Source organism: Pseudomonas sp. LBUM1659, from assembly GCF_059716045.1.
In genome coordinates, this window is the sequence record NZ_CP166797.1 from 5,395,222 (window position 1) to 5,408,310 (window position 13,089).

Below are 13,089 nucleotides of genomic sequence, written 5' to 3' on the forward strand. Positions count from 1 at the left end.
TCCTCGCTTGTTGAAATTATCGGAAGCGGAAAAACGAGCGCGCCCAGAGGGCGCCTCCCGTAACGCCTGGATCACCAGGCTCGTTACACCTTCAGAGGCGCCCTTGGGCGCGCGCGATTAACAGCAATTGCTTGAAGCTTTATCAGTGCACATCTTTCCAGTATTCGCGCTTGAGCAAATAAGCGAATACGAAGAAGAACGCCAGGTACAGCAAGACGTATGTACCGATGCGCTGATGTTGCAGCTTAACCGGGTTAGCCGAGTAAGCCAGGAAGGTTACCAGATTCTTGACCTTCTCATCGAACTGCTCTTCGGTCAGAGCACCGCTTTTCGGCACGATGGTCATCTGATCGCATGCTTCATGAGTCAAAGGCGTACCGGTCAACGGGTCATATTGCTTCTTGCCGTCTTCGACGATCTGAACCTGTTTGCAACCGATAATCTGACGACCTTGCAGAGCAGCCATGACGTTAGGCATGCCCACGTTCGGGAAGACCTTGTTGTTCACGCCCCACGGACGCGACGGATCCTCGTAGAAAGACTTCAGGTAGCCGTAGAGCCAGTCAGTACCACGAACACGAGCCACCAGCGTCAGGTCGGGCGGAGCCGCGCCGAACCAGGCCTTGGCGTCCGCCGGCTGCATGCCGATGTTCATGTGGTCGCCAATCTTGGCGCCGGTGAACACCAGCTTCGAGAGCATCAGATCATGGGGAACGCCAATATCATCGGCAACACGCTCGTAGCGTTGGAACTTGGCGCTGTGGCAGCCCATGCAGTAGTTGGCAAATGTACGCGCGCCATCCTGCAAAGCCGCCTTGTCAGAAACGTCGATATCGACCTTTTCCAGCTCAGGACCGCCGTGCTCAGCCCCGAAGGACAGAACAGGCATAGCAGCAAGAATCAGTACAGCAAATAGCTTTTTCATCAGCCAGTCACCCTTTCCGGAACCGGTTTGGTCTTTTCAAGCCTGGTGTAGAACGGCATCAGAATGAAGTAGGCGAAGTACAGGAACGTACACACCTGCGACAGCAAGGTCCGCTCTGGCGTTGGGGCCAATACGCCCAGCACACCCAGGATCACGAACGAGATGCAGAACACCCACAGCCAGATCTTGCTCAGCCAGCCTTTGTAGCGCATCGACTTGACCGGGCTGCGGTCCAGCCACGGCAGGACGAACAGCACGGCGATGGCTGCACCCATGGCGATAACGCCCAGGAGCTTGTCCGGAACCGCCCGCAGAATCGCGTAGAACGGAGTGAAGTACCAGACCGGAGCGATGTGCTCTGGGGTCTTGAAGGCGTTCGCCACTTCGAAGTTCGGCTTCTCGAGGAAGTAACCGCCCATTTCCGGGAAGAAGAACACGATCGAGCAAAAGATGAACAGGAACACCACCACGCCGACGATATCTTTCACGGTGTAGTACGGATGGAAGGCAATGCCGTCCAGCGGTACGCCGTTTTCGTCTTTGTATTTCTTGATGTCGACGCCGTCCGGGTTGTTCGAACCGACTTCGTGCAACGCCAGGACGTGCAGCACCACCAGACCAAGGATCACGATCGGCAAGGCAACAACGTGAAGGGCGAAGAAGCGGTTCAGGGTAATACCGGAAATCAGGTAGTCACCACGGATCCACTGGGTCAGGTCGTTACCGATGACCGGGATCGCACCGAACAGCGAGATGATCACCTGGGCACCCCAGTAGGACATCTGGCCCCACGGCAGCAGGTAACCCATGAAGGCTTCAGCCATCAGCGCCAGGTAGATCAGCATGCCGAAGACCCACACCAGCTCACGCGGCTTCTGGTACGAACCGTAGAGCAAGCCACGGAACATGTGCAGATAAACCACGACGAAGAACGCCGAAGCGCCGGTGGAGTGCAGCAGACGCAGGATCGAGCCGTACTCGACGTCGCGCATGATGTATTCGACGGAAGCAAATGCCTCTTCCGCCGATGGGGTGTAGCTCATTGTCAGCCAGACACCGGTAACGATCTGGTTAACCAGAACGAGCAGCGCCAGGGAGCCAAAGAAATAGAAGAAGTTGAAGTTCTTCGGGGCGTAGTACTTGCTGAGATGGTCTTCCCACATTTTGGTCGCGGGAAAGCGCGCATCTACCCAATCCATGAACTTGCTCATCACGCTTTCTCCGTATCGACGCCGATGACAATGAGCTCATCGGTCTCATAGGAATGCGGGGGAACTGGCAGGTTCAAAGGCGCAGGTTGCGACTTGTAGACGCGGCCAGCCAGATCGTAATGGGAGCCGTGGCAAGGGCAGAAATATCCACCTACCCATTTCGGACCAAGATCCGCAGGTGCCACTTCCGGACGGAAAGTAGGCGAACAACCCAAGTGCGTGCAGATACCGATCAGCAGCAGAATTTCTGGCTTGATCGAACGTGTTTCTGGGTTGACATAGGCCGGTTGCGTCGATTGTTTGGAATCAGGATCGGCGAGCTCGCCTTCGATCTTTTTCAGATTCCCCAGGATTTCCGGAGTACGGCGGACAATGAATACCGGCTGGCCGCGCCACTCAGCAATCATCTGCTGGCCTGGCTCGATTTTGCTGACATTCACTTTCACCGGTGCACCTGCGGCTTTCGCCTTGGCACTGGGAAACCATGACCCCACGAACGGGACCGCAGCCCCCACCGCTCCTGCAGCACCCACCACGGATGTGGCTGCTACCAAGAAGCGACGCCGGCCTGTATTCACGCCGTCATTGCTCATTCAGTCCTCTCCCATCAGCTTTGTGGCCTGTTAAATCAGGCATCTACTAAGTAAATCTATGTACTTATAAAAATTTTGCCGAATGGTAATGAAAAGCCCCAATTCTGACAAGGTAATTACCGAAGGGCTCCACTGCCAAGCCTTGTAGTATAGGGGCTCTACGGATGTGGCAAGTTGTCACAGCGCAATTCCTTGATAAATCGCACGTATAAAAAAACGCCCAGCTCCGTGAGGAAACTGGGCGTTCTTTTTTGAACGTGAAAGCGAATTAACGCTTCGAGTACTGCGGACGCTTACGCGCTTTACGCAGACCGACTTTCTTACGTTCAACTTCACGAGCATCGCGAGTAACGAAGCCAGCTTTGCGCAGAGCGCCACGCAGGGTTTCGTCGTACTGCATCAGTGCGCGAGTGATACCGTGGCGGATTGCGCCAGCTTGACCACTTACACCACCGCCGATCACGGTGACGTAGATGTCGAACTTCTCGACAGTCTCAGTCAATTCCAGCGGCTGACGAACTACCATGCGGGCAGTTTCGCGGCCGAAGAAATTATCCAGCGAACGGTTGTTGATGGAGATGTTACCAGTACCCGGACGCAGGAAAACGCGTGCGGTTGCGGTCTTGCGACGGCCAGTGCCGTAATTTTGAGTCGCCGACATAATGAACTATTCCGTTAAAACTTCAGTTCTTGGGGCTGCTGAGCAGTATGAGGGTGTACAGCGCCCGCATAGACTTTCAGCTTACGATACATGTCGCGACCCAGCGGGTTCTTAGGCAGCATGCCTTTGACCGCGGTCTCGATCACGCGCTCAGGGGCTTTGGCGATCAGCTTTTCAAAGTTGATCGACTTGATGCCGCCCGGGAAACCGGAGTGGGAGTAGTAGATTTTGTCGGTGGTTTTAGCACCGGTTACACGAATCTGCTCGGCATTGATAACGACGATGTAATCGCCGGTGTCAACGTGAGGAGTGTACTCAGCTTTATGCTTGCCACGCAGACGGCTCGCGATTTCGGTGGCTAGACGACCCAGGGTCTGACCTGCAGCGTCGACGACAAACCAGTCGCGCTGTACTGTTTCCGGTTTAGCAGTAAAAGTTTTCATTCTTTATAGCCTCAGGGGCCGCCCTGTAAATTAGACGGCGGATCTTACTGAATAGTGCGTACTTTGACAAGTCAAAGGCAGCCGGATACAGACGCTTTCGGGGGCTCGGGTCGGCGCGTCCGTTCAACGGCAAGATTCTTCGGCGGCGGCGCATCACTTCCACTGCAGAAAGAGGTGCGCAATTATGCAGATTGCGAAAAATATTTCAACCTGCTTTTATGATTGTTTTGCCCAAGGAGCACCTGATGGACTATCGACAGCTAGGCCGAACCGATCTGAACGTGAGCGCTATCTGCCTCGGAACCATGACGTGGGGCGAGCAAAACAGCGAAGCTGAAGCCTTCGCCCAGATTGAACGGGCCAAAGGTGCCGGGATCAATTTCATCGACACCGCCGAGATGTACCCGGTGCCGCCCAAGGCCGATACCTACGCCACCACAGAGCGCTACATCGGCAATTACTTCAAAAGTCGTGGTGATCGCGCCGACTGGATCCTCGCCAGCAAGATCGCCGGCCCCGGCAACACCATCGACTACATCCGCGACAAAAACCTGCGCCACAACCGCCAGCACATCACGGAAGCCGTGGACGCGAGCCTCAAGCGCCTGCAAACCGATTACATCGACCTTTACCAACTGCATTGGCCGGAACGCAGCACCAATTTCTTCGGCCAACTTGGCTACAAACACAAGAGCGAAGCCAACCTCACGCCGCTGGAAGATACCCTCGAAGCACTGGACGAGCAGGTCAAGGCCGGCAAGATCCGCCACATTGGCCTGTCCAATGAAACGCCATGGGGCACCATGCGCTTCCTCGCCTTGGCCGAAGCCCGTGGCTGGCCCCGCGCCGTATCGATCCAGAACCCGTACAACCTGCTCAACCGCAGCTTCGAAGTCGGTCTGGCAGAGATTGCCATTCGTGAGCAATGCGGCTTACTCGCTTACTCGCCGCTGGCGTTCGGTTTCCTGTCAGGCAAGTACGAAGGTGGCGCGCGCCCGCCAAAAGGCCGCCTGAGCCTCTACAGCCGCTTCAGCCGCTATTTCAATCCACAATCGGAAGCAGCGTGCAGCCGTTACGTGGCACTGGCCCGTGAACACGGCCTGGACCCGGCGCAGATGGCGTTGGCATTCGTGAATCAACAGCCGTTCGTCACCAGCAACATCATTGGCGCGACGACGCTTGAGCAATTGGACAGCAACATTGCCAGCTTCGAGCTGAAACTTTCGGACGAAGTGCTGGAAGGAATTGAGGCGATTCACAAGGATCACCCGAACCCTGCACCTTGAATGATTTGTAGACCCAATCGCGGGCAAGCCACGCTCCCACAGGAGATCACCTAACCCTGTGGGAGCGGCGGTGCGACGATTCGACTTGCCCGCGATAGCGGTCTCAAGCTCAACACTGCATCAAAGCGACCGCGCAATAATCTCTTTCATGATTTCGTTGGTGCCGGCATAGATCCGCTGCACCCGCGCATCCGCCCACGCACGGGCAATAGGGTATTCCCACATAAAGCCGTAGCCGCCATGCAACTGCACGCATTCGTCGAGCACCTTGCATTGCAGGTCCGTGCCCCAATACTTGGCCATCGCCGCCGTCGGTACATCCAGCTTGCCTTGCAGGTGCAGTTCCAGGCAGCGATCGACGAAGACCCGGCCAATCTGGATCTCGGTCGCCATCTCGGCCAATTTGAAGCGGGTGTTCTGGAAGTCGGCAATCGCCTTGCCGAACGCCTTGCGCTCGCGGGTGTAGTCCAGCGTCCATTGCAACGCTGCTTCAGCCGACGCAAGTCCGCCGATGGCCACAGTGAGTCGCTCTTGCGGCAACTCCTGCATCAGGTAAGCGAAGCCCATTCCGGCTTGCCCCAACAGGTTTTCCTTGGGCACCCGAACGTCCTGGAAGAACAGCTCCGAAGTGTCCTGCGCCTTCATTCCGACCTTTTCCAGACGTTTGCCCTTGTCGAAACCAGGGGTGTTGGCCTCGACCAAAAACAGGCTGGTACCCTTTGCGCCGGCCTTTGGATCGGTCTTGGCCACGACAATCACCAGATCAGCCAGAAAGCCGTTGGTGATGAAGGTTTTCGAACCGTTGATGACGTACTCGTCGCCATCCAGCACCGCAGTGGTTTTCACCCCTTGCAAATCGGAGCCCGCCCCCGGCTCGGTCATGGCGATTGCCGTGACCATCTCGCCAGACACCAGTTTCGGCAGGTACTTGTGCTTCAGCGTTTCACTGCCGTAATGCAGGATATACGGCGCCACGATGTCCGAATGCAGGGAAAAACCGATCCCGGTCAGCCCCAGGCGCCCGACCTCTTCGATCACTACTGCGCTGTATAAAAAGTCCGCCCCCAGCCCACCGTATTCCTCCGGCAGATGCGAACACAGCATCCCCGCCTCCCCCGCCTTGTTCCAGAGTTTGCGGTCGATATAGCCTTGTTTTTCCCATTGCCCATGGAACGGCACCGCCTCTTTTTCGAGGAACGTTCGCACGCTGTCGCGGAAAAGTTCGTGCTCGGAACTGAACAAGGTTCTGGGGATCATGCGGCACCTGTCGTTATTGTTAGAGGAGTTGACCTTGAGAGACTAAGCCCCGCATTCGACACAGGACACTGGACACATCAGACAAAAAATAAGACGATCCAGCCGTTTGATGACCACTTTCTCCTATAAAAATAAAGTTGAATTATGTCTAAGCAAGTCTCCACGCCCCTGCGGCGCGTCAGCATCCTGGCGATTGACCGGGTTTTCGCTTCCACCCTCCTGCAAGCCAAAGATTTTTTCCACATGGCCAGCCTGCGCCATGGCAAACAACTGGGCCAAGGCCTGACACCGTCGTTCGAAATCCGACTCGTCAGTCCCGACGGCAAACCGGTGAACAGCTTTAGCGATGTGATCATTCCGGTAGACGGTGGCCTGGAAAACACCGACATCATCATCCTCCCCGCCTTCTGGGATGACTTCGACACGCTCAGCAAACGTTATCCACAGGTCCTGCCATGGCTGCGTGAGCAACATGCCCGCGGCGCAGTGCTGTGCGGCGAAGCGACCGGGGTGTTCTGGCTCGCCGAAGCGGGCCTGCTCGATGGCAAGGAAGCGACCACTTACTGGCGTTTCTTCAACGCCTTCGCCGAGCGCTTCCCACAGGTTCACCTCAAACAGGACAAACACCTGACCGACGCCGACAATCTGTATTGCGCAGGCGGCACGACGTCGGCCTGCGACCTTTACGTCTACCTGATCGAGCGTTTCTGCGGTGCCAACGTATCGCAAGCCGTGGCGCGGGATATCCTCTACGAAGTACAGCGCAGCTATTCGCCAGGACGCATCGGTTTTGGCGGCCAGAAGCTGCACCAGGATGTGATCATCCTGCAGATCCAGCACTGGCTCGAAGAGCATTTCGCCGACAAGTTCCGCTTCGAAGACGTCGCCCGCGAACACGGCATGAGCATCCGCAACTTCATGCGCCGCTTCCAGACCGCGACCGGTGACAAGCCGCTGCATTACTTGCAGCGCCTGCGCATCGAAACCGCCAAGGGCCTGTTGTCCGGCAGCCGCAAGAGCATCAAGACCATCAGTTATGAGGTGGGTTATGACGATGCAAGCTTCTTTGCGCGGCTGTTCCGCCAGCACACCGAGCTGTCACCGAACCAGTATCGGCAACAGTTTCAGCAAGCGGCGTAGATCTTAGCCCCCACACAATCTAAATGTGGGAGCCAACAGGCGAACAAAAAAAGGGCCTGCATCTGCAGGCCCTTTTTTGTATTCCGATAAATCCTACGGCTTGTGAGCCCGGGACAGGAATTCGTGCGACTGCATCTCCAGCAGTCGGCTGAGCGTGCGCTGGAACTCGAAGTTCAGGCGACCACCGGTGTAGAGGTCTTTGAGCTCGACCTCGGCAGAAATGATCAGCTTGACGTTACGGTCGTAAAATTCGTCGACCATGTTGATAAAGCGACGGGCGATGTCGTCAGTGGTGACGCTCATCTGCTCGACATCACTGAGCAACACAGCGTGGAAGATCTTGCCCAGTTCGATGTAGTCGTTCTGGCTACGCGGGCCATCGCACAGTTCGCGGAAGTCGAACCAGGCCACGTCGTCGCACGTGCGTACAGCGCGGATTGCGCGATTCTCGATCATCAGCACGTCGTTCTCGACCGCGGCCGTGCATTCCGGCGTCAGCGCACGGAAGCTCTTGCGCAGGCTGTCCTGAGCGGCGTCATCCAGCGGAAAGTGGAACAGCTCCGCTTGCTCAAGATGACGCAGGCGGTAATCGACACCACTGTCGACGTTGACGATGTCGGTGTTCTGCTTGATCAGCGCGATGGCCGGCAGGAAGCGCGCGCGTTGCAGGCCGTCCTTGTACAGACCGTCCGGCACAATGTTCGAGGTCGCGACCAGGGTCACGCCATTCTTGAACAGCTCTTCCATCAGCGTGCCGAGGATCATGGCATCGGTGATGTCGGAGACGAAGAATTCATCGAAGCAAATCACTCGCGACTCGTCGGAGAAACGCTTGGCGATGATGGTCAGCGGGTTTTTCTCGCCGCCAAGGGTCTTCATCTCTTCGTGCACACGCTTCATGAAGCGGTGGAAGTGAGTTCGGGTCTTTTCCTTGAACGGCAGCGCTTCGAAGAAGGTGTCGACCAGGTAAGTCTTGCCGCGACCCACGCCGCCCCAGAAGTACAGGCCCTTGACCGGCGCCTGCTCTTTCTTGCCAAACAGTTTGCCGAGCAGGCCCGGCTTGTTCTGCGAGGCCGCGACCAGATCGTCGTACAGGCGCTGCAAATGGCGCACAGCAGTTTCCTGCGCAGCATCATGGAAGAATTCCGGGCGCTTCAGATCAGCTTGATATCGTTCTAGGGGCGTCATAATTCGTTAGCAAGGCAACAAAAACGGGCCGTCACTGTAGCGACGGCCCCGGGGAATGGCAATCAGCCCTTGGTCGGGCCGAGCCGCTGATTTATTCCTGAACCGGCGTCAGCGCAACGCGCAGGGCGTCGATGGCGACGTCGCGAGCCGCGCTGTCGGCGAATTCCGGGCTGTCTGCCACGCACTCGCCTTCGAGCCAGACACTGAAGCTCAGGTCTTCGCTGCGAACGTCCAGAGGCTGGCCCGCTTGCAGTTGTTTGGTCACTTGCCCAGCGGTTTTGCCGTCGGCGAAGTTGCGCGACAGCAGCAGTTGCTCGCCATCGGCCGCCAGCAGACGGAAGCGGAAGCTGCCGTCGTCTTCACGGAAGCTGACGAAACGTGCGGCTTTCGCGGCTTTTTTCTTGGTGGTGGCGACGACTTGAGTCTGCGCCACGAAAGAACGCAGGCCGACCGCTTCACGCAGTTCGTTGAGGAACGGCGTCGCAACGGCCCGGGCCTTTTTGGCGCCGATTTGCAGCATGTCTTCCAGGTCGGCCGGACGTTCTATCAGCTGGTAATAACGCTCGCGGGATTCGCCCAACTCGCTGTCCAGCAATTGGAACAGGCGATTCTTCGCCTCCCCCCAACCCAGGCCCTGCAACAGTTCGCTGCGGAACTCGTCGGACTGCGCCGGCGTAGCAAACGCTTGAAACAGCGTGAACAGATGCGAATTGTCCGGGTCCTTGGCTTCGCCCGGCGCGCGCGAATCGGTGACGATCCGCGAAATCGCGTCCTTCATCTCTTTGGCGCTGCTGAACAACGGGATGGTGTTGTCGTAGCTCTTCGACATCTTGCGACCGTCGAGGCCTGGCAGCGTGGCGACGCTTTCTTCGATCAGTGCCTCAGGCATGGTGAAGAATTCTTTGCCCTGACCGAACAAGTGGTTGAAGCGCTGACCGATGTCGCGAGCCATTTCCACGTGCTGGATCTGGTCGCGACCGACCGGCACCTTGTGCGCGTTGAACATCAGAATGTCTGCGGCCATCAGCACCGGGTAGCTGTACAAGCCCATGGTGATGCCGGCATCCGGGTCTTCGCCGGTCTCGACGTTCTTGTCCACCGAGGCCTTATAGGCGTGTGCACGATTGAGCAAACCCTTGGCGGCGACGCAGGTCAGCAGCCACGTCAGCTCGGGAATTTCCGGGATGTCGGACTGGCGGTAGAACGTCACGCGATCCACATCCAGGCCACCGGCCAGCCAGGTCGCGGCGATTTCCAGACGCGAGCGCTGAATGCGCAGCGGGTCATCGCATTTGATCAGGGCGTGGTAGTCGGCCAGGAAGTAGAACGAATCGGCATTGCTGTCGCGGCTGGCGACGATCGCCGGGCGGATGGCGCCGGCGTAGTTGCCCAGGTGTGGCGTGCCGGTGGTGGTGATGCCGGTGAGGATACGGGTACGAGTCGTCATGGGTAATCGCTTGTCAGACTGCAATCAATTCGAAAGACGCGGCAGGATCAGATCCTTGAGATCGGTCAGCTTGCCATGAAAAAAGTGTCCGCATTCTGCCACTTTCAGCAGCTCATGGGGGCGCTCGAGTTTTTCGGACCAGTCGTAAACCAGCTGCGGATCGATGACTTCGTCGGTTTCCGGCTGGATCAGGGTCAACTCACCCTGCTGCGACAGTTGCTCCTGATCGCCCAGGCGCATGACCGCAGGTGCGACCATAAACAAATGTTTCAGTTGTTCGCCCTTGGCTTCCAGGCGTCCGCCGAGACTGGCTGCAACAAAACCGCCGAAGGAGAAACCGAACAGGGTCAGGGGCAAATCCGGGTGCTTGACCCGCAGCCATTCGGCGACGGCTTGAGCATCGTCGACTTCACCGGTGCCCATGTCGTGCGTGCCTTCACTGGCACCGACGCCACGGTAGTTGAACCGCAGGGTAATCAAGCCCGCATCGCGCGCAGTGCGCTGCAGGGTCGAGACGACTTTGTTGAGCATCGTGCCGCCCTGCACCGGGTTCGGATGGCAGATCAGCGCCAGGCCGCGGGGCTGCTCATTATCCAGATACAAAGCTTCCAGTTGGCCGACCGGGCCATCAATCACTACAGGGGTTTCGCGCATAAGCAAGGAAGGAACTCCGTGACCTCTAATCGGGTCGACTCGTCTAGCAAATTGTCTGTGCCAATCTATTGCGAGTGAATCGCGGTATACAGCGCAGGTTCGAGCCGTTAACGTAAAGCAAAGCCGTTTATAGAGGAAGGACTCGTGGAACACTCGCTCTTAGTTTGGTTGTTACCGACTCTTGCCCTGGTTGTGGGTGTCGCCATTGGATTCCTGATCGCTCGCTTGGTGCCGAACGCCGCGCCCAGCAGCACGCAACGTCAGCTGGATGACATTCAGGAACGTTTCGACAGTTATCAGAATGAGGTGGTCACCCACTTCAACAGCACTGCAAACCTGGTCAAGAAACTGACTCAGAGCTATCAGGAAGTGCAGGATCACCTCGCCGAGGGTGCCAACCGTCTGGCCCTGGACGAGCAGACTCGCCAACGCTTGCTCGCCTCCCTGCACGCCGATGCGACAGTGACCCCACGCGAACGCCTGACGCCGCCGCGCAATCAGGAGCCTCCTCGCGACTACGCACCAAAATCCCCGAACGCGCCGGGCATGCTCGATGAGCATTACGGCCTGAAGAAGTAATCAGGTTACGCGCAGTACAAAAAGCCCTCGGATAAGTGATTGTCCGGGGGCTTTTTTATTGTTGTTCGGGCCCCATCGCGAGCAGGCTCGCTCCCACAGGGGAACGTGATCAATTGTGGGAGCGAGCCTGCTCGCGATGGGGCCTGAACGGGTGATAAAAAAAGCCCGCCCGATCTGTTGAGGATCGGGCGGGCTCTTTTTTTTACGCCTGGGGTTCAGTCAGGTTGGTAAAGGTAAAACTGTTATTACTGAGGATACTGCTGACCCGGAATCGCTTTCAAGTTGACTTCAACTCGACGGTTCTGTGACCGACCATTGGCATCACCGTTGCTGGCAATCGGGTTATCCGGGCCGGCGCCGCGAGCCGAGAGATTGGCACCGCTCACGCCTTGCGAAGTCAGGTACGTCGCCACACTCTGCGCACGACGCTGGGACAGGTCCATGTTGTGCTGGCGGCTGCCAGTACTGTCGGTGTAACCGACGATTTCGATCTGGTTCTGGCTGAACTCCTTGAGCGAGCCTGCCAGGTTATTCAACGGCTGATAGAAGCCTGAAGCGATGTTCGCCGAATCGGTTGCGAACGTGATGTTGCCTGGCATGATCAGTTTGATCTGATCGCCCTGGCGCTGCACTTCAACGCCGGTATTGGCCATGCTGGCGCGCAATTTTTTCTCTTGCTGGTCGGCGTAGTAGCCGTAACCAGCGGCAGAAGCACCCACTACTGCTGCGCCGATCAGCGCGCCTTTGCCACGGTTATCATGGTTAATGGCGGCACCCGCCACAGCACCGGCCAAAGCACCGAGACCGCCATATTTAGCGGTTTTGCTCATACCTTGAGAGCCACCATTAGTTTGGCCCTGGTTATCGTAAGGGCCAGGCGCGGCACAGCCAGACAGCAAGGCCACTGCGGTAGCGACAATAATCAAACGACGCGTGGTGAACATTAGAGCTCCTACTTTTTTTGCATTCTGTGGTGCAACGGACTTCAGCATTGGACCTTTGCGGGGGTTGGATCATCGCACAGCTCAAAAATTCCCCGTATGACAAACGTGTTACAAATCAGGCCCGCACAAACGGATTCTCGCGCATTTCATCGCCCAAGCGCGTATCCGGACCATGGCCGGTGACCACGGTCGCCTCTTCGTCAAGCGTATACAGCCGCTGCTTGATCGACCGCACGATGGTCGCCTGATCGCCGCCCCACAAATCCGTGCGCCCTACCCCGCGACGGAACAACGTGTCACCAGCAATCAGCAGCTTGGCCTCGGAAAACCAGAAGCTCATGGAACCCGGCGTATGACCCGGCGTGTGCAACGCCACACCGCAACCGCAGGCCAGTTCTTCGTCATCGGCCAACCAGCGATCCGGCGGCGGCACCGGCGTGTAAGGCACACCGAACATCTGGCATTGCATCTCCAGATTGTCCCAGAGGAACTGATCTTCTTTATGCAGGTGCAAGGTGGCGCCGGTTTTCTCCTTCAACTGACCGGAGGCCAGGAAGTGATCCAGATGCGCGTGGGTATGGATGATGCTGACCACCTTCAAGCCCAGGGCATCGAGGCGCGCCAGAATCAATTCATGATTGCCGCCCGGATCGACCACGATCGCTTTTTTGCTGATCGGGTCGCCGATGATGGTGCAGTTGCACTGCAACGGGCCGACGGGGAAGGTTTCGCGAATGAGGCTGGGTGGCTGGGTCATCGGG

14 protein-coding genes are annotated in these 13,089 nt (G+C 57.4%); 3 read left to right on the plus strand and 11 right to left on the minus strand.

Features of this window, described 5'->3' with window-relative positions; translation table 11 throughout:
* Positions 1 to 142: 142 nt before the first annotated feature.
* The 5 genes from ACA048_RS24495 to rplM form a co-directional block, all read right to left on the minus strand.
* The gene (locus tag ACA048_RS24495; RefSeq protein ID WP_497626650.1) at positions 143 to 925 is read right to left on the minus strand and encodes a cytochrome c1; all 783 of its coding nucleotides are present in this window, start codon (positions 923 to 925) and stop codon (positions 143 to 145) included.
* Positions 925 to 2,136, minus strand: a complete 1,212-nt coding sequence (locus ACA048_RS24500; protein WP_497626651.1) for a cytochrome b — start codon at positions 2,134 to 2,136, stop codon at positions 925 to 927. The genes ACA048_RS24495 and ACA048_RS24500 overlap by 1 nt, the downstream gene beginning before the upstream one ends.
* The gene (gene petA / locus ACA048_RS24505) at positions 2,136 to 2,729 is read right to left on the minus strand and encodes a ubiquinol-cytochrome c reductase iron-sulfur subunit (protein ID WP_497626652.1); all 594 of its coding nucleotides are present in this window, start codon (positions 2,727 to 2,729) and stop codon (positions 2,136 to 2,138) included. The genes ACA048_RS24500 and petA overlap by 1 nt, the downstream gene beginning before the upstream one ends.
* A gap of 268 nt (positions 2,730 to 2,997) precedes the next feature.
* Positions 2,998 to 3,390 carry a 30S ribosomal protein S9 gene (gene rpsI / locus ACA048_RS24510; RefSeq protein WP_002555064.1) on the minus strand — a complete coding sequence of 131 codons (393 nt, stop codon included), beginning with the start codon at positions 3,388 to 3,390 and terminating at the stop codon, positions 2,998 to 3,000.
* Positions 3,391 to 3,404: 14 nt separating this feature from the next.
* Positions 3,405 to 3,833 carry a 50S ribosomal protein L13 gene (rplM, locus tag ACA048_RS24515; RefSeq protein ID WP_007905295.1) on the minus strand — a complete coding sequence of 143 codons (429 nt, stop codon included), beginning with the start codon at positions 3,831 to 3,833 and terminating at the stop codon, positions 3,405 to 3,407.
* A gap of 245 nt (positions 3,834 to 4,078) precedes the next feature.
* Here rplM and ACA048_RS24520 point away from each other — a divergent pair, with 245 nt between their 5' ends.
* Positions 4,079 to 5,119, plus strand: coding sequence for an NADP(H)-dependent aldo-keto reductase (locus ACA048_RS24520; protein ID WP_477789416.1), 1,041 nt, complete (start codon positions 4,079 to 4,081; stop codon positions 5,117 to 5,119).
* Between the two features lie 120 nt (positions 5,120 to 5,239).
* Here ACA048_RS24520 and ACA048_RS24525 read toward each other — a convergent pair whose 3' ends face one another.
* Positions 5,240 to 6,376, minus strand: a complete 1,137-nt coding sequence (locus ACA048_RS24525; RefSeq protein ID WP_497626653.1) for an acyl-CoA dehydrogenase family protein — start codon at positions 6,374 to 6,376, stop codon at positions 5,240 to 5,242.
* A 243-nt stretch (positions 6,377 to 6,619) separates the two neighbouring features.
* Here ACA048_RS24525 and ACA048_RS24530 point away from each other — a divergent pair, with 243 nt between their 5' ends.
* Positions 6,620 to 7,516, plus strand: coding sequence for a GlxA family transcriptional regulator (locus tag ACA048_RS24530; protein ID WP_497629926.1), 897 nt, complete (start codon positions 6,620 to 6,622; stop codon positions 7,514 to 7,516).
* Between the two features lie 93 nt (positions 7,517 to 7,609).
* On the opposite strand, the gene zapE is transcribed toward ACA048_RS24530, so the two are convergent.
* The 3 genes from zapE to ACA048_RS24545 all read right to left on the minus strand — a co-directional run bounded on the left by zapE (position 7,610) and on the right by ACA048_RS24545 (position 10,805).
* On the minus strand, positions 7,610 to 8,704 hold the full coding sequence (gene zapE / locus ACA048_RS24535; RefSeq protein WP_033049434.1) for a cell division protein ZapE: 1,095 nt from the start codon (positions 8,702 to 8,704) through the stop codon (positions 7,610 to 7,612).
* A gap of 91 nt (positions 8,705 to 8,795) precedes the next feature.
* Positions 8,796 to 10,151: a tryptophan--tRNA ligase gene (locus ACA048_RS24540; RefSeq protein ID WP_497626654.1), complete on the minus strand. Its 1,356-nt coding sequence runs from the start codon at positions 10,149 to 10,151 to the stop codon at positions 8,796 to 8,798.
* 24 nt (positions 10,152 to 10,175) lie between these two features.
* Positions 10,176 to 10,805 (minus strand): alpha/beta hydrolase, encoded by a 630-nt coding sequence (locus ACA048_RS24545; RefSeq protein WP_497626655.1) that lies wholly within the window; start codon positions 10,803 to 10,805, stop codon positions 10,176 to 10,178.
* Between the two features lie 144 nt (positions 10,806 to 10,949).
* Between ACA048_RS24545 and ACA048_RS24550 the strand changes: the two genes are divergently transcribed.
* A complete protein-coding gene (locus tag ACA048_RS24550) occupies positions 10,950 to 11,384 on the plus strand; it encodes a Z-ring associated ZapG family protein (RefSeq protein ID WP_497626656.1) in 435 nt (144 codons plus the stop codon).
* Between the two features lie 245 nt (positions 11,385 to 11,629).
* Here the strand turns inward: ACA048_RS24550 and ACA048_RS24555 are convergent, their stop codons facing one another.
* Together ACA048_RS24555 and ACA048_RS24560 are read right to left on the minus strand one after the other, a co-directional pair.
* Positions 11,630 to 12,328: a YiaD family glycine zipper/OmpA-like lipoprotein gene (locus ACA048_RS24555; protein WP_497626657.1), complete on the minus strand. Its 699-nt coding sequence runs from the start codon at positions 12,326 to 12,328 to the stop codon at positions 11,630 to 11,632.
* Positions 12,329 to 12,443: 115 nt separating this feature from the next.
* A complete protein-coding gene (locus ACA048_RS24560; RefSeq protein ID WP_007947105.1) occupies positions 12,444 to 13,085 on the minus strand; it encodes an MBL fold metallo-hydrolase in 642 nt (213 codons plus the stop codon).
* Positions 13,086 to 13,089 lie beyond the last annotated feature (4 nt).

Excerpts from the sequence above, each read along its gene's own strand:
- ACA048_RS24495 (WP_497626650.1), bottom strand. The coding sequence starts at position 925 with ATGAAAAAGCTATTTGCTGTACTGATTCTTGCTGCTATGCCTGTTCTG.
- ACA048_RS24500 (WP_497626651.1), bottom strand. The coding sequence starts at position 2,136 with ATGAGCAAGTTCATGGATTGGGTAGATGCGCGCTTTCCCGCGACCAAA.
- petA (WP_497626652.1), bottom strand. The coding sequence starts at position 2,729 with ATGAGCAATGACGGCGTGAATACAGGCCGGCGTCGCTTCTTGGTAGCA.
- rpsI (WP_002555064.1), bottom strand. The coding sequence starts at position 3,390 with ATGTCGGCGACTCAAAATTACGGCACTGGCCGTCGCAAGACCGCAACC.
- rplM (WP_007905295.1), bottom strand. The coding sequence starts at position 3,833 with ATGAAAACTTTTACTGCTAAACCGGAAACAGTACAGCGCGACTGGTTT.
- ACA048_RS24520 (WP_477789416.1), top strand. The coding sequence starts at position 4,079 with ATGGACTATCGACAGCTAGGCCGAACCGATCTGAACGTGAGCGCTATC.
- ACA048_RS24525 (WP_497626653.1), bottom strand. The coding sequence starts at position 6,376 with ATGATCCCCAGAACCTTGTTCAGTTCCGAGCACGAACTTTTCCGCGAC.
- ACA048_RS24530 (WP_497629926.1), top strand. The coding sequence starts at position 6,620 with ATGGCCAGCCTGCGCCATGGCAAACAACTGGGCCAAGGCCTGACACCG.
- zapE (WP_033049434.1), bottom strand. The coding sequence starts at position 8,704 with ATGACGCCCCTAGAACGATATCAAGCTGATCTGAAGCGCCCGGAATTC.
- ACA048_RS24540 (WP_497626654.1), bottom strand. The coding sequence starts at position 10,151 with ATGACGACTCGTACCCGTATCCTCACCGGCATCACCACCACCGGCACG.
- ACA048_RS24545 (WP_497626655.1), bottom strand. The coding sequence starts at position 10,805 with ATGCGCGAAACCCCTGTAGTGATTGATGGCCCGGTCGGCCAACTGGAA.
- ACA048_RS24555 (WP_497626657.1), bottom strand. The coding sequence starts at position 12,328 with ATGTTCACCACGCGTCGTTTGATTATTGTCGCTACCGCAGTGGCCTTG.
- ACA048_RS24560 (WP_007947105.1), bottom strand. The coding sequence starts at position 13,085 with ATGACCCAGCCACCCAGCCTCATTCGCGAAACCTTCCCCGTCGGCCCG.